Annotated in this window: 19 protein-coding genes; 1 reads left to right on the top strand and 18 read right to left on the bottom strand. The window is 52.4% G+C overall.

The window, feature by feature from the left end:
- Positions 1 to 13: 13 nt before the first annotated feature.
- The 6 genes from BLP63_RS06960 to BLP63_RS06935 form a co-directional block, all read right to left on the bottom strand.
- On the bottom strand, positions 14 to 202 hold the full coding sequence (locus BLP63_RS06960; protein WP_092590187.1) for a hypothetical protein: 189 nt from the start codon (positions 200 to 202) through the stop codon (positions 14 to 16).
- Complete coding sequence (locus BLP63_RS06955) at positions 199 to 1,203, bottom strand: ABC transporter ATP-binding protein (protein WP_092590186.1); 1,005 nt, start codon at positions 1,201 to 1,203, stop codon at positions 199 to 201. Before BLP63_RS06955 ends, BLP63_RS06960 begins: the two co-directional genes overlap by 4 nt.
- Positions 1,193 to 2,398: an ABC transporter ATP-binding protein gene (locus BLP63_RS06950; protein WP_092590185.1), complete on the bottom strand. Its 1,206-nt coding sequence runs from the start codon at positions 2,396 to 2,398 to the stop codon at positions 1,193 to 1,195. The genes BLP63_RS06955 and BLP63_RS06950 overlap by 11 nt, the downstream gene beginning before the upstream one ends.
- 7 nt (positions 2,399 to 2,405) lie before the next feature.
- Positions 2,406 to 4,202 (bottom strand): ABC transporter permease, encoded by a 1,797-nt coding sequence (locus BLP63_RS06945; protein ID WP_092590184.1) that lies wholly within the window; start codon positions 4,200 to 4,202, stop codon positions 2,406 to 2,408.
- 18 nt (positions 4,203 to 4,220) lie between these two features.
- On the bottom strand, positions 4,221 to 5,207 hold the full coding sequence (locus tag BLP63_RS06940) for an ABC transporter permease (RefSeq protein ID WP_092590183.1): 987 nt from the start codon (positions 5,205 to 5,207) through the stop codon (positions 4,221 to 4,223).
- A 120-nt stretch (positions 5,208 to 5,327) separates the two neighbouring features.
- Complete coding sequence (locus BLP63_RS06935; RefSeq protein WP_092590182.1) at positions 5,328 to 7,649, bottom strand: ABC transporter substrate-binding protein; 2,322 nt, start codon at positions 7,647 to 7,649, stop codon at positions 5,328 to 5,330.
- A gap of 385 nt (positions 7,650 to 8,034) precedes the next feature.
- On the opposite strand from BLP63_RS06935, the gene BLP63_RS06930 reads away from it, so the two are divergent.
- Positions 8,035 to 9,297 carry an ATP-binding protein gene (locus tag BLP63_RS06930; RefSeq protein WP_092590181.1) on the top strand — a complete coding sequence of 421 codons (1,263 nt, stop codon included), beginning with the start codon at positions 8,035 to 8,037 and terminating at the stop codon, positions 9,295 to 9,297.
- Positions 9,298 to 9,398: 101 nt separating this feature from the next.
- Here the strand turns inward: BLP63_RS06930 and BLP63_RS06925 are convergent, their stop codons facing one another.
- The 12 genes from BLP63_RS06925 to purC all read right to left on the bottom strand — a co-directional run bounded on the left by BLP63_RS06925 (position 9,399) and on the right by purC (position 22,476).
- Positions 9,399 to 10,808: an alanine/glycine:cation symporter family protein gene (locus tag BLP63_RS06925; protein ID WP_170829337.1), complete on the bottom strand. Its 1,410-nt coding sequence runs from the start codon at positions 10,806 to 10,808 to the stop codon at positions 9,399 to 9,401.
- A 277-nt stretch (positions 10,809 to 11,085) separates the two neighbouring features.
- Positions 11,086 to 11,925 carry a DNA-binding domain-containing protein gene (locus BLP63_RS06920; RefSeq protein WP_092590180.1) on the bottom strand — a complete coding sequence of 280 codons (840 nt, stop codon included), beginning with the start codon at positions 11,923 to 11,925 and terminating at the stop codon, positions 11,086 to 11,088.
- The gene (locus tag BLP63_RS06915; RefSeq protein ID WP_092590179.1) at positions 11,922 to 13,208 is read right to left on the bottom strand and encodes an ATP-binding protein; all 1,287 of its coding nucleotides are present in this window, start codon (positions 13,206 to 13,208) and stop codon (positions 11,922 to 11,924) included. Before BLP63_RS06915 ends, BLP63_RS06920 begins: the two co-directional genes overlap by 4 nt.
- 276 nt (positions 13,209 to 13,484) lie before the next feature.
- Positions 13,485 to 14,132, bottom strand: coding sequence for a hypothetical protein (locus BLP63_RS06910; protein ID WP_092590178.1), 648 nt, complete (start codon positions 14,130 to 14,132; stop codon positions 13,485 to 13,487).
- A gap of 6 nt (positions 14,133 to 14,138) precedes the next feature.
- A complete protein-coding gene (locus BLP63_RS06905) occupies positions 14,139 to 14,657 on the bottom strand; it encodes a hypothetical protein (protein WP_092590177.1) in 519 nt (172 codons plus the stop codon).
- A gap of 227 nt (positions 14,658 to 14,884) precedes the next feature.
- Positions 14,885 to 16,399 carry a Ppx/GppA phosphatase family protein gene (locus BLP63_RS06900; protein WP_092590176.1) on the bottom strand — a complete coding sequence of 505 codons (1,515 nt, stop codon included), beginning with the start codon at positions 16,397 to 16,399 and terminating at the stop codon, positions 14,885 to 14,887.
- Positions 16,400 to 16,473: 74 nt separating this feature from the next.
- Complete coding sequence (locus tag BLP63_RS06895) at positions 16,474 to 16,821, bottom strand: cupin domain-containing protein (protein WP_092590175.1); 348 nt, start codon at positions 16,819 to 16,821, stop codon at positions 16,474 to 16,476.
- Between the two features lie 207 nt (positions 16,822 to 17,028).
- Positions 17,029 to 18,312, bottom strand: a complete 1,284-nt coding sequence (gene purD, locus BLP63_RS06890; protein WP_092590174.1) for a phosphoribosylamine--glycine ligase — start codon at positions 18,310 to 18,312, stop codon at positions 17,029 to 17,031.
- A 29-nt stretch (positions 18,313 to 18,341) separates the two neighbouring features.
- Positions 18,342 to 19,874 (bottom strand): bifunctional phosphoribosylaminoimidazolecarboxamide formyltransferase/IMP cyclohydrolase, encoded by a 1,533-nt coding sequence (gene purH, locus BLP63_RS06885; RefSeq protein ID WP_092590173.1) that lies wholly within the window; start codon positions 19,872 to 19,874, stop codon positions 18,342 to 18,344.
- A complete protein-coding gene (gene purN, locus BLP63_RS06880) occupies positions 19,871 to 20,590 on the bottom strand; it encodes a phosphoribosylglycinamide formyltransferase (RefSeq protein ID WP_092590172.1) in 720 nt (239 codons plus the stop codon). The genes purH and purN overlap by 4 nt, the downstream gene beginning before the upstream one ends.
- Entirely contained in the window at positions 20,587 to 21,708 is a 1,122-nt protein-coding gene (gene purM / locus BLP63_RS06875; RefSeq protein WP_092590171.1) for a phosphoribosylformylglycinamidine cyclo-ligase, read from the bottom strand. The genes purN and purM overlap by 4 nt, the downstream gene beginning before the upstream one ends.
- A gap of 63 nt (positions 21,709 to 21,771) precedes the next feature.
- Positions 21,772 to 22,476 carry a phosphoribosylaminoimidazolesuccinocarboxamide synthase gene (purC, locus tag BLP63_RS06870; RefSeq protein WP_092590170.1) on the bottom strand — a complete coding sequence of 235 codons (705 nt, stop codon included), beginning with the start codon at positions 22,474 to 22,476 and terminating at the stop codon, positions 21,772 to 21,774.
- Positions 22,477 to 22,489: the final 13 nt, after the last annotated feature.

Raw genomic sequence — 22,489 nt, 5'->3', positions numbered from 1 at the left:
CCCCCACCAAAAATCAATTAAACCAGATCAGTGTCGCGAACAGAAAAAAGACAAAAAAGCACGCAATATACACCAGCGCCACCACCAGCCCCGCCGCGACGGCTGAACGGGTCAGCTCCGCAGCTTCACGGCGGCTGAGATCCGGCCCAGGACCCGCGTCAGACCGGGACCCAATAACCTCCATATCCTCCCACCATCTCATTCGACACGCCTCCCCTCCGTATACAGATGACACGCCACCTGATGCCCGGACGCCACCATCCGCATGACCGGTGCCTCTACCCTGCAGACGTCCATGCAGTGACTGCAGCGGGTATGGAACTTGCACCCCGCCGGCGGATCAGCCGGCGACGGAATGCTGCCCTCCAGGATAATCCGCTTGGTCTTCACATCCGGATCCGGCACCGGAATCGCGCTGAACAGCGCCATGGTATACGGATGCAGCGGGTTGTCAAAAATCGTCTCTTTATCCGCGTATTCCACCAGATTCCCCAGGTACATGACCCCCACCGTATCCGAAATGTGCTCCACCACCGACAGGTCATGAGAAATAAACAAATACGTCAACCCGTACTTCTCCTGCAGCGCCTTCAAGAGATTGATGATCTGCGCCTGAATCGACACGTCCAGCGCCGACACCGGCTCGTCACACACGATAAACTCCGGATTCAGCGCCAGCGCCCTGGCAATGCAGATCCGCTGCCGCTGCCCCCCGGAAAACTCGTGGGGATACCGGTCCTTGTGGTACACCTGCAGCCCGCAGTCCTTCATGATACCCGTGATGTAATCATCGAAGGCCTCCGGCCCCACCAACCGCTTCTCCCGCACCGCCTCGCCAATAATCTCCCCCACGGGCATCCGCGGTGACAAGCTCGAATACGGGTCCTGAAAAATGATCTGGATCCGCGGCCTTAGCGCCCGCAGCGCCTTCCGGTCCAGGCCGTGAATGTCAATCCCATCGAAAGTCACCGTGCCGCCCGTAATATCATTGAGTCTCAAAATGGTTTTGCCGATGGTCGTCTTACCGCACCCCGACTCCCCCACCAGCCCCATGGTCGTCCCACGCTTGATCGAAAAGCTCACGTCATCCACCGCCTTGACATAGCCCTTCACCTTTGCGAACATCCCCCCGGAGATGGGAAAATACTTCTTCAGATTCTTAACTTCCACCAGCGGCGCTTCCAAAGCAAATTTATCCGTCATTTTCCCCCTCCTCTGCCGTCAGACTTCGGTAACAAGCCACGCTGTGGGTCCCAGTAATGGAAACCGCAGGCGGGTACGGACCGTCGCAGGCCCCAAAAGCCATGCTGCAGCGGTCCCTGAAATAACAGTAATTGGGCATGTCAATGGGATTCGGCACAGCGCCCGGGATACTGTAAAGCGCCTTCGTCCCTCGCACTCTGCTTGGCCGGCTGGCCATCAGGCCAATGGTATACGGATGGGCCGGATGGTGAAACACCTCCGCCGCCGTGCCCTGCTCCACAATGCGGCCGGCGTACATGACCACCACATAATCCGCCATCTCCGCAATGACACCCAAATCGTGGGTGATCAGCATGATGCTGCTGTTAATCTGTTCTTTCAGCTGCCTCAAAAGATCCATAATTTGGGCCTGAATGGTCACATCCAGCGCCGTGGTCGGTTCGTCCGCTATGATGAGCTTTGGCGTACAGGCCAGGGCCATGGCAATCATGGCACGCTGGCGCATGCCGCCAGACAGCTCGTGGGGGAACATGTCGTAGACGCCCTCTGCATTGGCAATGCCCACCGTCTGAATCATTTCAAGGGTCCTGGCTTTCACCGCAGCCTTATCCATGTCCTCGTTGTGGAGCTCGATCACCTCATCAATCTGCATCCCCACCTTGAACACGGGATTGAGGCTCGTCATGGGCTCTTGGAAGATCATTGAAATCTCATTGCCCCGGATCTTCTGCATCTTTTCCGTTGGCGTCTTCGCTAAATCAAGGGTCACAGCCCCGGCGTTGAAGCGGAGCTCCCCTTTGACAATTTGCCCCTGAGGCCGCTGCACCAGCTGCATGATGGACAGCGCCGTCACAGACTTGCCGCAGCCCGACTCCCCCACCACGCCTACGGTCTTACCCCTGGGCACGTTAAAGGTCACGCCGTCCACGGCTTTGGCCGTGCCTATATCCGTAAAGAAATAGGTGTTCAGATCCTCAATTTCTAAAATATTTTCCGGATCCTTCATGGTGGTCGTATATTCAGATTCCGGCACGTTTTCCCGGTTTCTCAGCCGTTCGAGTTCATCTGTAATCCTGCGGTTCTCATGGGAGATGCGGCGGATCTCTTTGGCGCTCATATAGTTGACGCTCTTAACCGCACCGCGTCCGTTCCTTTTGCCAAATAGCTTACCCAGTATGCCCTTCTTATCCTCCATAGCGCACCTACCGTTTCATCTTAGGGTCAAAAGCGTCCCTGAGGCCGTCCCCCACAAAGTTGAAGCCCAGGACCGTGAGCAGGATCAGCATGCCCGCCGGAATCCAGACAAACCAGAAATTCGTCATTTCGTAGGCCGTGGTGACCCCACTGATGATATTGCCCCAGGAAGCCAGCGGAAACTTGACCCCAAGGCCTAAAAAGCTCAGGGTCGACTCATACAGGATGACACTGCCCAGGCCCATGGTCGCAAAGACGATCAGCTGCGGAATGACGTTGGGCACGAGATGCTTGAAAATGCGCCGGGACACCGAAAGCCCCGTCGCCTCCGCCGCAATCATGAACTCCTGCTCTCGAAGGGAGAGAATCTGCCCCCTGACCATCCGCGCGATCCCCGGCCAGCTCATAATCCCCAAAATAAACATCAGGTAATAAATCCGCAGCTGCGGGTCAATCTCCAGCGTATCCATGATAGAGCCCAAAATGATCAGCAGCGGCAAAAAAGGAATGCAGTTGAACACATCCACAATCCGCATGATCAGCATGTCCACCCATTTACCAAAATAGCCTGCCAGGCCACCCATAATGACCCCCAGCACAGACTCCAGCAGCACGACAATAAACCCTATGGTCAGTGAAATGCGGCCGCCGTACATGAGCCGCGTCAGCACATCCATGCCATGCTTGTCCGTTCCCAGCCAGTGGGTCTTTGACGGCTGCTCGTGAATGGAAATCAAATGCGTCAGCGTGTCCGACTTAACCGTATAGACGTTGTTCAGCCTGGATAGGCTGTAATCTACCGCTGCACCATCCGCTTCCCCATGGACAAAACCATCCGCACCCGCCGCGACACTTTCAATCAGCGTTTTCTTGAACTCAAGACTCAGGAAGACAGCCTGGGAAACAGGCTGAATGGCCATCCTCGACAGGATTGCATAAGGCACCTTGCCAGCCCCTGCCACTGCGTAAATCACAGACAAATTGTCCTCCTCTTCAATTTCATAGCTTTGCCCGTTTACAACAAAGCTGCTGACGCCCTCAGCCCTGACTGCTTTTTCCGCCTCATAAGCAAAGGCATAGCCGATGGTCGTCCCCGCCACCGCCGGTTCCAGAATATTCTTCGATTCAATAGCGGCATCCCCGGACCTTCCGAGGACATACTCACGCCCGTTCTGAGTGATGGTGTAAAGGACACCTTCTGCAGTGAACTGGTTCGCGCCGCTGCCAACCGCCTCAGTCGCCGCTGTTTTTGCCGCTTCTGAAAGCGTCTCCCCCGCCACCGGATTGATGGCGACGATCCCTCTGAAGCTCGTCATATTGGCAATGGGCTCCGAGGACACAATCCTGTAGAAGGCATCCCCTTCCTCCACGATATGATACTGTGTATCGCCAGCCGTAAACGTCGTTTTGCCAGTGTTGCGCGCCAGGATGAATTTGGAATGGGCGAGGTTGTTGTAGTCACGACCGTCGGCTGCCAAAAATCTGTACTCGTCGTTAAAGGTCACACTGGCATATTCCTTCGACATTGTACCTACATATTTAAAGACCTGGGCTTCGTCATAAGGGGACACCAGCCCGCCAATGAACGAAAACACAAACATAAAGGCTATGATGATGAGCCCAATAATCGCAAGTCGGTTTCTCAAAAATCGCTTGATGACCAGCATGCCCGGCGACAGGACCTTGAGTCTCTGCTCATCTGACAGCGCATTGGAACGGCTCAGGTGACTGAGGTCGGGTTCCCCCTCCGTATTGGTATGCGAGAGTTTGACTTTACCCCGGATGCTTTCTTCACGTTGTGTCATATCCCTGTGTCACCTCCGTCATCTGATTCTGACCCTTGGGTCGACTACCGCGTACAGAATATCCGCGATCAACGTGCCCAGCAAGGTCAGGACTGCCAAAAACACCATGTAAAACATGGTGAAGGGGATGTCGCCGCTGACCATAGCCTGATAGCCCGTGTAGCCAATGCCCGGGATCTGGAACAGCGTCTCGGTGATCAGCGCGCCGGCAAACAGTCCGGGCAGCGAGCCGCCCAGGATGGTCACAATAGGGATCAGGGTATTTCTGAAGGCATGATAATTGATGACACGTCTTTCCGAAAGGCCCTTGGCTCTTGCTGTTCGGATGAAATCCGCGTTGAGCACCTCGAGCATATTCGTCCGGGTATACCTCATGAGACTGCCGACACCTATAATGGTCAGGGTCATAATGGGCAGCACGAAGTGACTGGACACATCCATGAATTTTCCAAAAGCGTCCAGCTGCATATAGTCTCTGCCTACCTTACCATAAAGGTCGAACCACCCCAGCCAGACCGAAAAGATCAGCTTAAGCACCGTGGCAAAGAAAAAGGTCGGCAGTGAGATGCCAAGAAGCGCGAACACCGTAATGGCGTAGTCTGACCTGCTATATTGCTTCCTGGCGGCGTGAATCCCAAGGGGAATGGAAATCATGACTTGAAGGAACAGTGCTATGGACGCCAGGATAAAGGAGTCCCAGATGACCTCGGTAAACTTTTGTGTCACCGGCACATTAAATGCCCAGGAATCTCCAAAATTTCCGGACGCGGCGTTGGACAGCCACCTGAAAAAGCCCGGAACAATGCCAACGTCAAGCCCGTATGCCTGCTGAAGCTGAAGCAGCCAGTCCGTATAGCTTTTGGCGCCCGGCCTCATGGAAAGCGTCCGGGCCTGGGCTTCAACATAAGAGGTTGGCAGGCTTCTCATCAAGATGTAAATGATCAGGGACACAAAAAATAAGAGTCCTACTGAAATTAAAAGTCTTTTCAGCACATATTTGCGCATCGCAAGCCCCTCTTTTTCTTTCTGTCTTAATGGGATTCTTTATCGCTGTCATGAGGCGTTGACTGGTGCGCCAGAAGCCGGGAAATGAGCTCCCGGCTTCTGGCCGCACCATTCTTCAGTTTACTTCATTTGAAGCAGTTCAAGATCGTTCATCCAACCCCAATAGGTGGTGATGTCCGGGGTAACGGTTTCCATGTTGACGCGCTCCGGACTGAAAATAACGAGGTTTTGTCTCTGATAGGTCGGAATTTCAACGCCCCAGTCGAGGATGATGTCGAGGCATTGTTTGTAGGTGGCTTTCCTGAATTCTTGATCCGCGCTCGTTCTGGCCGCCAGGATCAGCTCGTCCAGCTCAGGGTCCGCAATGTTGTAGTTATTGCTGTCCGTCCCGCCAAGGCCTTTGCCGTTCTTGCTGAAGTAGACCTGGTACATGTCCGGATCAATGGTAGAGCCCCAGGCTGCCGTCCACATTTCGTGTGTGTTGGCGTCCAGAGTATCCCAAAGCAGATTGGAATCCGCAGGATCGTTGATGGTCAAGGTAATGCCTATTTTTTCAAGGGCAGCTTTTGTATCCGTCAGAATCGCGAAAGCAGGGTGCTCACCGGTGCCGTCGCCAGGGACGATCACTTCATAGACCATTTTGGCGCCTTCCGGAGCTGCGGTGAATTTGCCGGAAGCTTCATCATAAGTGAACCCCGCAGCTTTGAAGAATCCCTTAGCCGCTTCAAGGGCAGCGGTATACTTGTCTTCTGCTACCATGCCCTCAGTATAAATACCGTCGCCTTCAACCGTTTTAGAGTACGCGACTTCGTAGCCGGCATCAGATTTCTGAGGGGCAGCCCAAGAGGTATTGGAAATTGGATAGTTGATGACGGCTGCGGCATCGCCATAATAGCTGTCAATGGCGACATCTCTGTGAACGGCGAAAACAGTCGCGAAGCCTTTTCTCAGATTCTTGCTGGCTTCGGAATCCGGCTCGCCCTTGACGTTGACCGTCTTGGCGTTGATGCCAATGTAGCCATAGCCCAGGTTGTCCACGGAATTGGCGACAATTTTGTCTCCAACGACCTCTTTATTGGTGTTGTAGGATTTCAGCTCGTCGAATTTGGCTTTGGAGCCGGATGGATTTGCAATGTCTACAACGCCCGTACCCACGCCGGCGATCATTTCAGCATCTGTGGTTTCCTTCAGCTGCAGGAATGGCGTTTTAGGCGCGCCTTTGTAATAGTGCTCGTTTGCTTCGTAGTAGACGACCTTGTCTTTGTATTCAATGAATTTGTAAGGACCCGCGCCCATCGGCACCGTTGTCTTGGCGTCTATGCCGGAGAGATCCCCGCGGGTAAAACCGAAATTGTTGTTGTCATAATCATAGGCAGCCGCATCGCCATAATAATGAAGTGGCGCGACCTGAATGCCGCAGATGCTGTAGACGGCAGAGGCGTCAAAGCCTTTGACCTTGACCTCGACCTCTGTCTGGCTGAGTTTTTTGATGCCCTCTATATTAGGCACTTCTGTACCGCCTGAAGCGGCCAGCTTGTCCTTCAGGACCATGCCGCCAATTTCGCCTTCAATATCTCCTGCGAAATAGCCTTCACTGCCGCCATAGTTGGCGCCCAGGGTTTTCCAATCCGCGCCGTACTGAGCGATGACGTCAGAAACGACCGTCATTTCATCCTCTACTGCCGTAGAATCATAGGTTTCATCAATGCTGTAGAAAAACGCGAAGAGATCTTTTGCGACCGGGTAGTCTGTGGTGTATTTCTCATAGTTTGGATCCCCATAAATGCTCTTGACCCAGTCCAGCTCCGAGGTCAGCACGTCGCTGACAAAGCCTTCCATGAAGGCCTTCATTTCCTCAGTAGGATTGTCCATGGCCGCTGCCAGCTCTTCAGGGGTGACCGCCAGCTCTTCAGCTTTGGAGTTGTTCTCCCTGTAGTTCACCATCCCAAGGATTGGGAAGGAATACACTGTTGAGGATCCCGTGTAGCTTGGATCTGAGAGCACGTAGAGATTGAAGATGATATCATCCGCGTCCATAACTTCGCCGTCGCTGAATTTCACATCATCCCTGATTTTTATGTAGTAGGTGGTCAGGTCTGCAGCTTCATCAAAGTCGACTTTGATATCCGCGACCCCTTTATATTCGTGGTCAGTGCCATCATAATTCACCGTCTCGCCTTCAATGGCATTGTAGACAATGCCGCCCACGCGGTCTGTGGTCAGCAGCGACACCTGGGTCAGAGTCACGGCGTCCATGTCATAGGCCGTCGTGGCAAAGAACGGGCTGAACTTCTGGCTGAAGGCCTGATAGCCCACAACCAGCGGCGTCTCGTTGACGGGTTCCTCCGCCGGGCCAGGCGCTGGCTCTTCACTTCCCGTGCAGCCTGTGGCGAGGGACATTAGCAGTAAGAAAAGCAATAAAAGCCCCAATACTTTTTTCATAACTCTCCTCCCCTTTACTTGAATGTCTGATTTGAGCGTTCCCCTGGCTCATAAGTGAATGATACCCATAATTTTCAATTTTAACAGGCTTGCGGCATGGCGTTTGTGAGGATTTGTGACGAAATGAGAAAAATAAGGCTCCAAGCGATTGGTTAGCGAAAGCTTATATCCTCCAAAAAGCCAAAAAAAAATGAAGCCGCGCCAAATCATAAAATGAAAACGCGCCAAATCATTAAATAAAATTGAGCCAATCCAGAAAATAGATTATAATTGAAGCGAACTATAAGTTTTCTATTAAAATGATCTGAAATTTATAGCTCTTGATGATCTACAACGAACGCACATGATCTATTAGAACAACAACCTCAAAAAAGGAGGGTCACGAATGGGTGAATATTTGCCTCGCATTGCTGACCAATTGCTTCAAAAAGCGCTGCTAGCGTCAGGTGCAGTCTTAATAGAAGGTCCAAAATGGTGCGGAAAAACACGAACTGCATCAGAGGCTGCAAGAAGTGTATTATATATGCAAGATCCGGATAAACAAGCCTCGCATCTTCAAGCGGCATCCTTAAAGCCGTCGCTGCTACTGCAAGGCGACACCCCACGACTAATTGACGAATGGCAAATGGCGCCTGTTTTATGGGATGCGGTCAGATTCATGGTTGACCAACGAGACAAAACAGGGCAGTTTATTTTGACCGGTTCAGCCGTACCGGCAGATAATATTGCCGCACATACTGGAACCGGCCGGATCTCGCGCCTAAGGATGAGAACTATGAGCCTTTTTGAATCTTTGGATTCAAATGGCACAGTTTCACTTCTTAGTTTATTCAATCACCCAGATGACATATCCGGAATAAATTCAATAAGCATAGAGAGACTTTCAGAGGTGATCTCCAGAGGCGGGTGGCCAGCCTCAATAGGCATCGATCCTGAGATTGCTGAAAAAAGAGTCCAGGATTATGTAGACGCCGTTATTCAACAAGACATTTCACGAGTTGACAACGTTGAAAAAAGTCCGGATAAAGTTCGAGCTTTGATGCGCTCCATTGCAAGAAATATTTCTACCGAGGCCACTTTAACGACGCTAAAAAGGGACATGGAAGGTTTTGACGAAAGCATTTCCCTCCCAACTGTCTCATCCTATTTGAATGCATTGTCGCGCATTTTTGTTATTGAGGACTTACCTGCATGGAATCCCTCATTACGATCCAAAACACCACTTAGAACATCATCAAAGCGGCATTTTACAGATCCATCCATAGCCGTTGCTGTCATGGGAGTCACTTCAAAAAGGCTGCTGCATGATTTCAACACATTTGGTTATCTATTTGAATCCTTATGCATCAGAGACCTCCGCGTTTACGCAGAAGCCATAGGTGGCAGCCTTTATCACTTCAGAGCTAAAACCGGACTGGAGTCAGATGCTGTATTAGTGCTTCGGGATGGACGTTGGGCTGCTATTGAAGTCAAAATGGGTGCAAACGAATTCGATCTCGCCTCTGAAAATCTCTTTAAATTCTCAAACCGCATAGACACGGATAAAATGGGTGATCCATCCTTCTTAATGATTTTAACCGCTACTGAATTTGCTTATAAAAGAGAAGATGGGGTCTACGTTGTGCCACTTGGTTGCCTTAAGCCTTGAACTAATTAAATTTAAAATTAACAATAAGACCCGGAAGGGGACATTGGTTGACAGACACCAATCTCCCCTTCCGGGTCTTATTGTTAACTTTAAATATACTTCTAAGCCGCCAACTCCGCCTCAACAAGCTCAAAGGCCTCTTCCTCAGCTTGAGTACTGTCGTAGTGATTCAGGATGTCCACGACCTCCCGCGACAACATCAGAATAGCTATGATATTGGGAAGCGCCATGAGACCCATGAACAGATCCGCCAGCTTCCATACGAAAGCCGCATCGATCAGCGTGCCTATCACCAGAGCACTGATCACGACACCCTTGAAAACGTTGACTGTCAGCGCTTTAGAGTTGAACACCAGCTTGACATTGGACTCAGCGAAGAAATACCAGCCTACAATAGTGGTCAGGGAGAAAAAGGACAGGCAAATCGATAAGAACATGCCGCCAAAAGCGCCAAAGCCCGCCGCGAAGCCCGTTTGTGTCATCACCGTAGCCGTGGCCGTCATTTCAGCGGCTGAGATCCCCACGTTGTAAGCTCCAGAGGTAAGATTGACCATGACCGTGGACAGGCAAATCAGGAAGGTTGAAATGAAGACGCCAATCATGGCGGTGAAGCCCTGCTCCGCAGGGTGCTTCGCGTCCGCTACCGCATGGGAGTGAGGCGTCGAGCCCATGCCCGCTTCGTTGGAGAAAAGACCTCTGGCAAGCCCAAAACGAACCGTTTGCTGGACTGTGATGCCCAGGACACCGCCACCAATAGCCTGAGGCATGAACGCCCCAAGGAAGATCATTTTGATGACCGGAAGCAGACTGCCTATGTTGAACAGGATGATCAGCAAGCTTCCAAGTATATAAAGACCAGCCATTGCCGGAACCACTGTTTCAGCGAAAGAAGCAATTCTGCCCATCCCGCCCATCAGAATGAGGGCGACGACGACGGCGAGGACACCAGCCACCGCGAAAACGGGGACCCCAAAGGCGCTGCTGACGGAGCCCGCTACTGAGTTCGACTGAACCATAACGCCAACGATACCAAGGGCGATAATACAAGACACCGCGAAAAACATCCCCAAGGCTTTTGACTTCAACCCATTTTTAATATAATACGCCGGACCTCCAACCCACTCGCCATTTTTCTTCTCCCGGTACTTCTGGGAAAGGACGGCTTCGCTGAAAATGGTCGCCATTCCAAAGAAGGCTGACACCAGCATCCAGAAGGCTGCCCCCGGACCACCCGCTGCGATTGCCGTGGCTACACCCACTATGTTGCCGGTGCCGACCTGTGCCGCAACCGACGTCGCCAGCGCTTGAAACGGCGACATTTTGCCTTCTTCTGCTTTTTCCTTTCTTATGATGGCGGCCACCATGTCCTTCAGTGCCGGCATCAGCCTCGTGAACTGTGGGAACCTGAGGCGAACCGTCATGTAGATCCCAACCCCAAAGAGAGCTATGATCAGTATGTAATCCCATAAAACCTTGTTAACCCCATCGACAACTAAATTCATCATTTCCATTTTACCCTCTCCTATTCGTTTTGTATGCGGCATTTCAAACCCTTGCAGACTAACACTTTTTCCTTGAAATGAACGTGCAAATTGAATGGCTGACCGGAGTGTTCATTTGTGTCGATAAATCTTTGTTAAATGTATGTTAAACGACGACCTTCAAAAAGTTTCAAATGGTTTCGATATTGTCAGAATATTTAATCTAACTTTTTTGTAACCCTGACGTACTGCCCCAATAAAAAAACTGCCCGAGGCGGCGCTTTGCCACCCGGACAGCTTGTTTGTGTTACTTATTGACTTTGCAAAAGGATACCATACCATCAATAAACTTTCTTAGGTTCACTTTTCCCCGCTTCTTGGTCTTTCCTCTGATATAATCCATCTCAATTTTAATCTGTTCATAGCTGTAAAGGCCATTTCCCAGCTCATTCAGGGTTTCGTTCATGTAATCCTCAATACCCATATGGGCAAGATTGGTCATGCCGACGGTCGCGGTACGCCTAATTCGCTGTTCCATGCTCTTGGTCTGGTCCGTAAATTTTCCGCAGATTTCCTTCACGGTGAAATCCGCCATGCCCTTTCCGCTGTCCAGCAAATAGAGGACCACCCTCTGAATATCCTGACTCCCCACCTCACCTACAATGCCAATCTTCTGAAAGATCCTTCTGATTTCGTCTTCCCTGCTGTCTCGCGGTGTCTCTGCTGCTGGCTCAGTCCCTGAAGAAAAAATGCTCTGGATCTGATTCAAGGTGTTGTAAATGCTGATTTTTTCCTTTACTTTCTTTATGACGCTCTGGGTTTCAATGGCGTTGACGGGCTTGGAAATGTAGTATTCCACACCGCTCTGATAGGCTCTGCCAATCATTTCCTTGGAAGATACCTGAGAGATCATGACAAACTGAACCCTTGAATTGACTTTTTTAATGTCCTGTACCAAAGTAATGCCATCTTTGCCCGGCATCAGCAGATCCACCAGCACCAGATCAGGCTTCAGCATCAGGATTTCATCATAAGCCGCAGCACCATTCTGGGCGATTCCAACCACTTCTCCCAGATCGCAGTCCACAATGATATGGCTAAGATACTTTATGACATTGCTGTCATCCTCAACTATGTAAATTCTCATTCTGCGTCCCCCAAATCTGCTTTAGGAATAGCAATGTCAAAGGTCGTCCCCTGACCCTTGACAGAAGTCACCCCAATTTCCCCATTGAGCTCTTTCTCCACAATATTTTGTACCACGCTGAGTCCAAGGCCTCTGTTGATATGGCCTGTCTCATAGTTGATCTTTGTTGAAAACCCAGGCGTGAAAATGGCGGCCAGATCCTGCGGGTCAATGCCCGACCCAGTATCCGACACAATAAAGTGATGATGCGTGTCTCCCGCCTTGTGGATCAATTCAATTTTACCGGTTTTTTCGCCGGTTTCAATGGCATCCATACTGTTCATAATCAAATTTCTCAGAATGGACATCAGAAAATAATGCTTGGACGTGTAAAAGTTTTCTCCCGTTTCAATGGTCAGCCCAATCTCAGTTTCAAAGCTCTGAAGCTCCCTTTTCATGGCATCTTTGAGGATCCTGCAAATGTCCTTGAATTCCATGCCGCCCTCCACCATTTCACTCATGGTCAAGTCTTTTATGCCCCTGACCGCCAGCGCGTACTCCTTCTTGATTTCATGGACGTCCCGGGCTATGGTCACGGCCTGCTCCCCCCAGTCCTCCTGGCGCTGGATGAATTTGATATTCTCAAACAGCTTATAGGCATTCGTCATGACCTTTTCAATCTCATCCATGTTCTTTTCCATCCAGTACATCTCAGACTTCAACTGGGCGGTCAGCCATACGAGACGTGCATAACGGACTTCGTGCTCCTCTTTAAGGAGCAGGTTTTTGTAATGCTTCAGCCCCGTCAGCACGACCCAGATCAGCGCTGAGCGAATCAAGGCGACAAAGAGCAGTGTCCCTGCGACGCTAAGTGATAGCTCACTGTTTGCGTGGGTTGGGGTCAGCATAAGTCTTGAAAAAAATTCTATAAGGTTCGCGCCTACATCACAGATAAAAAGGTGTATGGCTAATTTGTTCAAGTTGTACTGTTCCTGCCTGCGGCGCAGCCCCACATAAAGTAAGCTGTAGAATAAGTAAAACAGAATTTCAAACTGGTAAGACAGCCAGACGTCCCGAAGTGTCCCGTTTCCCAGATAGTAGACGAGCAGCCTTGAGGCGTAAACGGCCAGCCCTGAGATTAAACCGAGGGGGATGGGCTTCAGGTTCGGATACAGAAACAGTGACAATGCAAAAATGATGATGCCCGCGGTGATTCTAAAATCCGCTTCAAAGACGCTGATGCTGACCTGGGAGGCTATGGCGATCAACACGGCAAGGAGTAAATAGCGCTTTATGAGTTTCATATAACGACCTCGTTTCGTACTGTGACCATCGGCAAACGTACTGACGTACTTAAGTACTGTAAGCGTTTGAGGGTGGTACAGCGCTCTTACAAATTTTCGTAATTAATACATTATACCACCCCTTTTTCATTCTGCAGAAAAATTTGCCCGACGCTTTGGCCTCATTTAAGGCACAAAAAATACAACCGCCGGTCAAGACCTTCTTTCGAAGGCTGGACGCTGACCGACAGTTGTTTTCTATGCGTTGAATTTCGATTAGGGTCTGATTCTCTGTGGCTAAAGCGCCGCTTCCATAGCTTCGAGCTTCGCTTTGATTTGCTCCATGAACTGATTTCTCAGCTGGATTTCCTCGCGGATTTGCTCCATGGCCTTTGTGGCGCCTTCAAGATCATTCTGATAAGCGGCTCTGTGCATGTTGGCCACTTGAGCCTGAATTTTGCCCATGCGCTCCGCTTTCAGCTGTTCCTGGAACTGCTTCATGGTCTGAACCATTTCTTTAAGCTTGGCAGCTTCTTCTGGGGTAAGCTGCTCCTGGGAGCGCAGTCTGTTTTGGAGCTGCTCTTTCAGCGCTTCAGCGCAGTCTCTGATGCGCTCTTTGATCTGCTCTTGTTCGCCGGCTTCCATACGGACTTCGTTGCGAACCATTTTCGCGTATTCATAGCGGTGCTGGAACATGTTCTGATCTTCATTTGGCCCTGCGTTTCCTGCAGGCTCAGTGTTGCCAGGCTCGCCATTTTGACCGTCGTTTAAACCACCGGTGCTGTCGTTTCCGCCGGTGCTGCCGGAATCACCCTGGTACTGGCCGCCATCTGAGCCGCCTGTGCCCCCAGAGCCATTAGACCCGCCCGTTCCTGCGGCAAACCCTGTTGAACTGATTGCAAGCACCATTACCAATGTCATGATTAACGCTAATGTTTTTCTCATTTTCACTCACTCCTCAATAAAATTTAATTCCAGGTCTGATTCCTGAACGGTGTCGAGGCCGTCCAGCAGTGCAATCAGATCGTCGATCTGAATGCTCAGCTCATTCAAGAGCTCATTTTTTTCTTGATTCTCGCCAATAATTTCATTTTCGGATTTGGCGATCAGGGAGGCAGATTCTTGCGGGACGACTACAATGGTTGATTCTGGCGATTTTTTGGTTGGGCCCAGTCCCGCACCACTATCTGAAGCTACGGCTGTATCAGGTCCCAATGCCTTATCAAAAGCTTCAGAAGTACCATTTTCAGCACCTGGGGGATTTTCCGTCAGATCCAGAGCTGGAGGATCATTAACCTTTTCCTCCGCCTCCGCCTCTGCTTCTGCTTCTGCAGCCTCGAGTATACTTTCAGCGGCCGGCACGTCAGATAGGACCGTATCTGTCGACTTCAAAGTGGTGCAGCCCGTTGAAAGCATTACGGTCAAGATCAGCCCCGCAGTCCAGAGTCCGGTAAAGAAGCGTTTTAACACATTGACCACCTTCTTTTTTTACACCAGTGCGCATGCCTCTTCTTATAACTGATTGTACGGCAAAGTTGTGAACTGCCAACAGAAAAAAAGTGAACAGAATGTAAACTGAGAAAACTTTTCTGCGCAAATCTTTTAATAAAAAAAGACAGATGACTAATGCCATCTGCCTTATAACAAAGCGGCGCCAACCGCAGGTTCGATTCCCGCCCTATAGACCAGCTGCACCATCAGCCGCGCACAACCCGCAGCTTGACGCCATAAGCCTTTTCAAAATCCTCCGCAATCCGCATGGTCGCGACACACTCAAGCTCAGTGTCCTTTTCGGAGAGCAGCCGCACCAAAGCTTCCTCCCCGGACAGCGTCACTGAGAGGTCGTCCACCACCTGGGATTCACTCCGGTCAATCCGCTCGGCAATCTGGAGAAACACCGCAAGCCGCCGCAGATGCTCAATGGTCTCTTTCCCCAGCGCGCTCTTGAAGCGTTCCAGGTCTTCCTTCAGTTTGGATTCCCGGTGATGGCCCACGAGAACTGCGACCTTGATGATTTCTTCATTCGTCAACCCGCAGAGCCTTGCGTTGAGGGTCAGATAAAACCCGTGTCTGTGATGATTGTAATACTCAATGTGCATGCCTATGTCATGCAGGTGCCCGGCAGCGTCCAGAAGGATTCTGTCACTTTCGTCAAAAGGCCCCAATTCTTTCAAAGCGTCAAACAGGCGCAGTGCCAGCTTCCGTACGTGGGCCGTGTGAGGATTGTCCACATTGAAACGTTTTCGGACGTTTTCGAGACTGTGGTCCAGGACGGAAGGCACGACCATTGGCAAATCTTTTTCTTTGAAGTAGCGGTTGAAGAACACGCCTTCCCGGAGGCCATTGCCGCTGACGACAAACTGCTCCAGGTCCACGTAGCCAGCCAGGACCTTCAGCGGCAGGACGCCCCCGGCAATGATGTCCGAGCGGTCCTTGCCAATCCCCGGAAGGTCTGAAACCTTATCCGGCGAGGTGTTGACAATGTCCGTGAGAAGGGCCTCAAGCTCTTTTCCAGGCATCCTGTAGTTATGGAGACTGACGTTTGAAAGGGGATCCTTGCCCCGGTGAACTTTAGCCACCGAACGGAGTGACCCACCCAGCCCCACGACGGGCAGACCCTTGGCTTCCTTCAGCCATGGCACGTCCTTGTAGGCTTTACGAACGAATTTATCAGCTTTTTCAATGCCTTTTTCCCTGTTGTCTCCACTCAAAAAACGCTCCGTCAGAATAACACTGCCAAAGGGCAGGGACACGGACGCCTTGATTTCACGGTCCACGACCCAGGCCAGCTCGGTACTGCCGCCACCGGTGTCAATCATGAGGAAATCCTTAAGGTCAATGGTATTGATAATCCCAAGATAGTCATAATAGGCCTCGTCTTCACCACTGATCACCTCAAAGGCCATCTGGTGCTCCTCCAGGGCGCGGTCGAGGAAGTCTGAGGCGTTGGAAGCCTGCCGGACCGCCGCGGTGGCTACTGCGGCCACTTTTGTGACGCCATAAGCTTCTATGAGCTGATTGAAGAGCTTGATGGCATTCAGGGTTCTGGCTATGGGCTCAGGCTTTAGGGTCCCGCCATCCGCCAGGCCTTCCGAGAGACGGACCATGACTTTGGCCTGGTCCACCAGGCTGTAAGACCCGTTTTTGTAAACGTTGACAATGTTCATGCGCACGGAGTTGGATCCGAGGTCTATAATGCCGTAGCGTTCCAAGAAAGTCCCCCCTTTATAGTTGGAAACCCTTCGCGCTCCAATAGGGGCTCGAAGGGTTTTTGATAAATATACACTTAGTAATGGCCCTCGTTTGGCACAATGCAGATAAACTTCAGCGGTTTGTCCGTGAGGTTCTTGAACTGATGCAGCTCGCCGCTCGGCACGTAGGCATAGGAGCCGGCTTCAATTGGGTTTTCCTTGTCGTGGAGGAAGAGTGTCCCGGAGCCCTCAAGGACATAGTTGATGTGCGGCCAAGGATGGGTGTGCCGCGGCGTATAGCCGTGGCCCTCAATCTCGAAGACCCGCATAACGTGGTCCGTCCAGCCTTCCTCTTTGGAAACAGGCACCTTCATAACAGCCCCCTTCACCTCAGGGCTGACGATTGATTTTCCTTCAAGATCGCGAATATGGCCTATTGGCATGAGATCACCTCTGTGAAAGATTTTTGGTTTTAGTTCATGGTTAGTGTTGTCATACAAGTAGTCTATACCACGTTTTTATTGGATGCAAACGTTTAATACAAAAAAGCAAACGAACGCCAGCTTGCCGCCGTCGCCCGTTTGCTTTCATTCAAATGAAACACTTCCCAGCCGCCAAAGGATCAACAATCACAGCCTGAAATGCCAACTTTAAAACTTCGCAATATCACTTCTGCAGTACTTATTCCCATACCGGATCATTTCAGCGCCCTGATAGGCTTTCTTCCTGGCACTTTCCAGCGTCTCGCCCAGCGCCGTGACCGTCACAACCCGGCCGCCGCTGGTAACAGCCTTTCCATCCTTCAGCACAGCGCCCCCAAAGAAGGCCATGACCTCCGGCATAAACTCCGTCTGAGCACCTGGAAAATCAATTTCCAGACCTGTCTCAAAGTCATCCGGATAGCCGTCTGAGGCCAAAACCACAGACACCGCCGCTTTAGACGTCCACGCCAGCTTAAGGTCACCCAGCCTGCGCTCGTTCAGGGCAAAAAGGACATCCACAAAGTCGCTGTCCAGTCGCGCCATGAGCGACTGCGTTTCCGGGTCCCCAAAGCGGACGTTGTATTCAAGAACCTTGATGCCGTCTGCAATCCCTGTCGGACAGGCTTCATCAATCATGAGCCCTATGAACATGATGCCTCTGAAATCAAACCCCTCGGTCTGAAGACCCTTCAAGGTCGGCTGCAGTACGCGTGCCTCAATTTCCGCCATCAATGACGCGTCCACAAATGCACTCGGAGAGTAGGAGCCCATACCACCCGTGTTCGGTCCCAAATCCCCGTCAAATATCTTCTTATAATCCTGAGCGGTTTCCAGCGGCAAAATAGTCTCGCCATCTACCAGACAAATAATGGACGCCTCGAAGCCCTTCAGGAACTCCTCCAGCACCACCTTATGTCCGGAATCCCCAAAGCGGCCCTCCAGCATCATTTCCGTCAATGTCTGCTCCGCCTCTTCATAGCTCTGGGCAATGATGACACCTTTGCCGGCGGCGAGACCATCGGCTTTAATCACGACTGGAAGCGTGTAGGAGCGCAGCGCCGCCCTCGCGGCTTCAACCTCTGTATAGACGCCATAGCCCGCCGTTGGAATGCCATAACGCACCATAAATTCCTTCGAAAAGGCCTTGCTGCCCTCAAGCTGCGCGCCCGCCTGGTCCGGCCCTATAATGGCGAGGCCCGCCTTGCGGAAAGCATCCACCACTCCAGCCACCAGCGGCACCTCTGGGCCCACCAGGGTCAGATCAATCTTCTCTTCCAGGGCAAACGCCACAAGGGTCTCCACCTCGGACACGCCAATTGCCACATTCTTCCCAACCAGAGCCGTCCCAAAATTGCCAGGCGCGAAGAAAAGCTCAGGCGTGTGAGCGCTTTTCGAAAGCCTCCAGCCCAAAGCATGCTCCCTCGAGCCGTTCCCAATAACCAAGATCCGCATGGATCTACCTCCCCTTTGAGCAAAAATAATCAGTGCTTGAAATGGCGAACGCCCGTAAAGACCATGGCAATGCCAAACTTGTTGCAAGCCTCAATGACCTCGTCGTCCTTGACGGAGCCCCCCGGCTGAATGATCGCCGCAATCCCCGCCGCAGCGGCAGACTCCACAGAATCCGCAAATGGGAAGAACGCATCCGAGGCCAGCACCGCACCCTTAGCCTCTTCTCCAGCCTGCTTCAGCGCGATTTCGGCCGCACCAACCCGGTTGGTCTGACCCGGTCCCACGCCCAGCGTGACACCGTCCTTAGCCACGAGAATAGCATTGGACTTCACATGGCGGCAAATGCTCCAGGCAAAGCGCAGATCCCTGAGCTCGTCCTCCGTTGGAACGCGGTCTGTGACCACTTTCAGCGCCATATCAGCAGGCTCAGCGTCCACCTGCTGAATCAGGAGTCCGCCCTCAATGCGCTTGATATCGTAGTCGTCTTCGAAGGCCTGATCTGTTGGGAGGGTCAAAAGCCGGATGTTCTTCTTCGCTTTCAGGACTTCAAGCGCTGCCTCGCTGAAAGCCGGCGCTACAATGATCTCAAGGAAAGTCTTGGACATTTCGAGGGCTGTTTCCCTGTCCACTTCACGGTTCAGGGCCACAATGCCCCCAAAGATGGACACCGGATCAGCGTCATGGGCTTTCACATAGGCGCTTACCAAGTCACTGCCCGTCGCAACACCACAAGGGTTTGTATGCTTGACCGCCACTGCCGCCGGCGCTTCGAATTCACGCACCATGCGGACTGCGGCGTCGAGATCGTTGAGATTGTTGAAGGACAGCTCTTTTCCGTGGAGCTGTTTAAAATCCGTTGAGGCCCCTTGAGCTGGCAGCGCATCTCTGAGGAACCACGCCTTCTGATGCGGGTTCTCTCCATAGCGAAGGGGCTGAACCACGTCATAAGCAAGGGACAAGGTGCGGCCAAAGCCCTCTGGCCGGAAAGTCTTCGCCATAAAGGACGCGATCATGGCGTCATAGTGGGCCGTATGCTCGAAAACCTTGAGAGCCAGCTTCGCACGCTCCTCCACCGAAATGGCTTCCCCCCGCTCCAGCGGCTCGAGGACCGCCTCGTAATCTGCGGGATCGCAGAGCACAAGGACGTCATGATAGTTCTTCGCAGCGGAGCGCAGCATGGTGGGCCCGCCAATGTCAATATTTTCAATGATGTCCTCCAGGGTCGACTCCGGCTTCTGGACCGTCTGCCGGAACGGATAGAGGTTCACCGCTACGAGATCGATCATCTCAATCCCGAGCTTTGCCGCTTCCTCCTGATGCTTCTCCGAATCCCGTCGGGCCAAAATCCCCCCGTGAACTGTTGGATGCAGGGTCTTGACCCGGCCGTCAAAGCACTCCGGAAAGCCCGTCGCCTCACTGACCTCCGTGGCATCGACGCCTGCCTCTTCCAATACTCTATAGGTTCCGCCCGTAGACAGAATTTCAAAACCTATGGCCGCCAGGCGTTTGCCCAGCTCGACCACACCGTGCTTGTCGCTGACGCTGATTAATGCTCTTCTCACGCTTCTGACCTCCCAAAATTCTCCGCGATCAGCTGCCCGACCGCTTCGACCAAAGTCTTATGCTCTACCGGCTGAAGTCTGGCATAGAGCGTTTCAGGGGTGTCCCCCGGCAGCACCGGAACCTTTCGTTGCATTAAAATCCGCCCGGTGTCCACACCCTCGTCCACCAGATGCACCGTAACGCCGGTCTCCGTATCGCCTGCCGCCAAAACCGCCTCATGGACGTGATGCCCGTAAAACCCTTTCCCACAGTACTTGGGGATCAGGGATGGGTGCACGTTCACAATCCTGTCCCGGTATTTCTCTATAATGCCGGCCCCTAAAATGCCTAAGAAGCCTGCCAGGACAATGTAGTCCGCCCGGACCTCCTCAAGGAGCGCCAGAATCTGCTGCTCCCGCGCCTCGGCCGTGCCAGCCTTACGGTCGATGAGGGCCGCCTGAATGCCGTGCTTCGCCGCCCGCTCCAGGGCGTAACACCCCGGCCGGTCCGCCATCACCAAAGCGATAACGGCGTTCAGCCGATGGTCCCCGTATCCCCCCACCGCATCTATCAGCGCCTGCAGATTCGTCCCACCACCAGAGACAAAAACGGCAATGCGCGGCGCCCCATTCACCGAGGAATGGGCGCCGCTTGCCGTGACATCGCTTGCGTTTGAAGTGTGGCTGAGGTCAGAAGACCACGGGCCACTTTCTTTTTCTTGAGTGGATTTAATCATAGAATAACACGATCCTTGCCCGCAGAAATCTTGACGACCTCACCGATCTTGTAAGCCTCGTAGCCTTCAATGGCAAGGGCTTCCAGTGCCTCAGCCGCCGCCTTGGACGGGAGCACCACTATGAAACCAATGCCCATGTTGAAAGTCCCGAAAAGCTCGGCTGGGGACAGTCCCGCCCTGGCTTCAATGTGATCGTAAATAGCCGGGCGCTTCCAGGCAGTGGTGTCGATCTTAACGCCAAGGCCTTCCGGCAGCATACGCGGCACATTTTCCTGGAAGCCGCCGCCGGTAATGTGGCACATGCCCTTCAGGTCAAAACGGGGCTTCAGGACCCGAACCTCAGGCGCGTAAATATGCGTTGGCTCCAGCAGCATTTTGGTTATGGCTTTGGCGTCCGCGGACGCTTCCGGGTTTGCGATCTCCTCCGCGAAAAGTTTGCGGAGCAGGGAATAGCCGTTGGAATGGGCGCCGCTTGACGGGAGGCCCAGGAGCACGTCCCCTGGCAGAATCCGCTCGCCGGTGATGATTTCGCTCTTTTCTACGACACCTACGGCAAAGCCGGCAAGGTCGTACTCGCCCTCGGCATAAAAGCCTGGCATTTCAGCAGTTTCCCCGCCTAACAGCGCAGCCCCTGCCTCACGGCAGCCCGTGCTGACGCCCTTGACGATTTCCGCCGCCTGCTCCGCCTTCAGCTTGCCTGTAGCAATATAATCCAGGAACAGGAGTGGTTCCGCTCCCTGGCAGATGATGTCGTTGACGCACATGGCCACCAGGTCGACGCCCACGGTGTCATGGCGATCCAGGGCAAAGGCCAGCTTCAGTTTGGTGCCGACGCCGTCCGTGCCTGCCACGAGGACCGGCTCCGTGAATTTCCCGCCCAGGGTCATCATGCCGGCAAAGCCGCCAATGCCGCCTATGACTCTGTTGTCATGTGTCGTCTTGACATATTTTTTCATCAGGTCCACCGCACGGTAGCCCTCTTCCACATCTACCCCCGCGGCCTTGTAAGCGTCGCGTTTCAGGTCCTTGGACTCTTGCTTGATTTCTGAGTCCGCGGTGGCTTTTGTAGCTTTTGTAGCTTTTGTAGCTTTTTTATCTTTAACGTCTGGCTGCGACATGGCGCGCCTCCTTATCGTTGTTGGATCTGGTTTCCAGTGATCTAATGTGTATTCTGCCGTGCACTATTTGTCGAGTCGATTGAAAATCTCCTGATACGCCTCTTCAACGTTTCCGAGATCCCGTCTGAAACGGTCCTTATCCAGTTTTTCGCCTGTTGCCGCGTCCCAAAGGCGGCAAGTGTCCGGAGAAATTTCATCCGCCAGGATGACCTGATCGCCATAGAGGCCAAACTCGAGCTTGAAATCGACGAGGGTAATGCCTCTGGCCTTGAAGAAGGCGCTGAGAAGCTCGTTGATTTTGAGGGCATATTTTTTAATCTCCGCGACCTGCTCATCCGTAGCCAGCTCCATGGCGCGAATGTGGTCTTCGTTGATCTGTGGGTCTCCAAGTGAATCATCCTTAAGGCAAAATTCCAGGATGGTGAATGGCAGCTGCTTGCCCTCAGGAATCCCAAGGCGCTTTGTCAGCGAGCCCGCCGCAATATTTCTGACCAGCACTTCCAGCGGCATGATCTTCACGGCCTTGACGAGGACGTCCCGGTCGCTGAGGCGCTTCACGAAGTGCGTTGGGATGCCCTGCGCTTCCAGCATGGTGTAGAGGCCTTCGCTGATCTTGTTGTTCAGAATGCCTTTATCATGGATCGTGCCCTTTTTCTTGCCGTCAAACGCCGTAGCGTCATCCTTAAACTCAATAACGAAGAGCTTCTCGTCATCCGTCTTATAAACACGCTTTGCCTTGCCCTCGTAGAGCATTTCACGCTTTTCCATTGAACTATATCCT

Source organism: Acidaminobacter hydrogenoformans DSM 2784 (assembly GCF_900103005.1).
Classification (GTDB): domain Bacteria; phylum Bacillota; class Clostridia; order Peptostreptococcales; family Acidaminobacteraceae; genus Acidaminobacter; species Acidaminobacter hydrogenoformans.
Note: the sequence above shows the minus strand (reverse complement) of the source record. Positions and strands in the feature narration are given on the sequence as shown.

Bases quoted from the DNA above. Each gene is read 5' to 3' on its own strand.
- BLP63_RS06960 (WP_092590187.1), bottom strand. From the start codon at position 202: ATGAGATGGTGGGAGGATATGGAGGTTATTGGGTCCCGGTCTGACGCG.
- BLP63_RS06955 (WP_092590186.1), bottom strand. From the start codon at position 1,203: ATGACGGATAAATTTGCTTTGGAAGCGCCGCTGGTGGAAGTTAAGAAT.
- BLP63_RS06950 (WP_092590185.1), bottom strand. From the start codon at position 2,398: ATGGAGGATAAGAAGGGCATACTGGGTAAGCTATTTGGCAAAAGGAAC.
- BLP63_RS06945 (WP_092590184.1), bottom strand. From the start codon at position 4,202: ATGACACAACGTGAAGAAAGCATCCGGGGTAAAGTCAAACTCTCGCAT.
- BLP63_RS06940 (WP_092590183.1), bottom strand. From the start codon at position 5,207: ATGCGCAAATATGTGCTGAAAAGACTTTTAATTTCAGTAGGACTCTTA.
- BLP63_RS06935 (WP_092590182.1), bottom strand. From the start codon at position 7,649: ATGAAAAAAGTATTGGGGCTTTTATTGCTTTTCTTACTGCTAATGTCC.
- BLP63_RS06930 (WP_092590181.1), top strand. From the start codon at position 8,035: ATGGGTGAATATTTGCCTCGCATTGCTGACCAATTGCTTCAAAAAGCG.
- BLP63_RS06925 (WP_170829337.1), bottom strand. From the start codon at position 10,808: ATGGAAATGATGAATTTAGTTGTCGATGGGGTTAACAAGGTTTTATGG.
- BLP63_RS06920 (WP_092590180.1), bottom strand. From the start codon at position 11,925: ATGAGAATTTACATAGTTGAGGATGACAGCAATGTCATAAAGTATCTT.
- BLP63_RS06915 (WP_092590179.1), bottom strand. From the start codon at position 13,208: ATGAAACTCATAAAGCGCTATTTACTCCTTGCCGTGTTGATCGCCATA.
- BLP63_RS06910 (WP_092590178.1), bottom strand. From the start codon at position 14,132: ATGAGAAAAACATTAGCGTTAATCATGACATTGGTAATGGTGCTTGCA.
- BLP63_RS06895 (WP_092590175.1), bottom strand. From the start codon at position 16,821: ATGCCAATAGGCCATATTCGCGATCTTGAAGGAAAATCAATCGTCAGC.
- purD (WP_092590174.1), bottom strand. From the start codon at position 18,312: ATGCGGATCTTGGTTATTGGGAACGGCTCGAGGGAGCATGCTTTGGGC.
- purN (WP_092590172.1), bottom strand. From the start codon at position 20,590: ATGATTAAATCCACTCAAGAAAAAGAAAGTGGCCCGTGGTCTTCTGAC.
- purM (WP_092590171.1), bottom strand. From the start codon at position 21,708: ATGTCGCAGCCAGACGTTAAAGATAAAAAAGCTACAAAAGCTACAAAA.
- purC (WP_092590170.1), bottom strand. From the start codon at position 22,476: ATGGAAAAGCGTGAAATGCTCTACGAGGGCAAGGCAAAGCGTGTTTAT.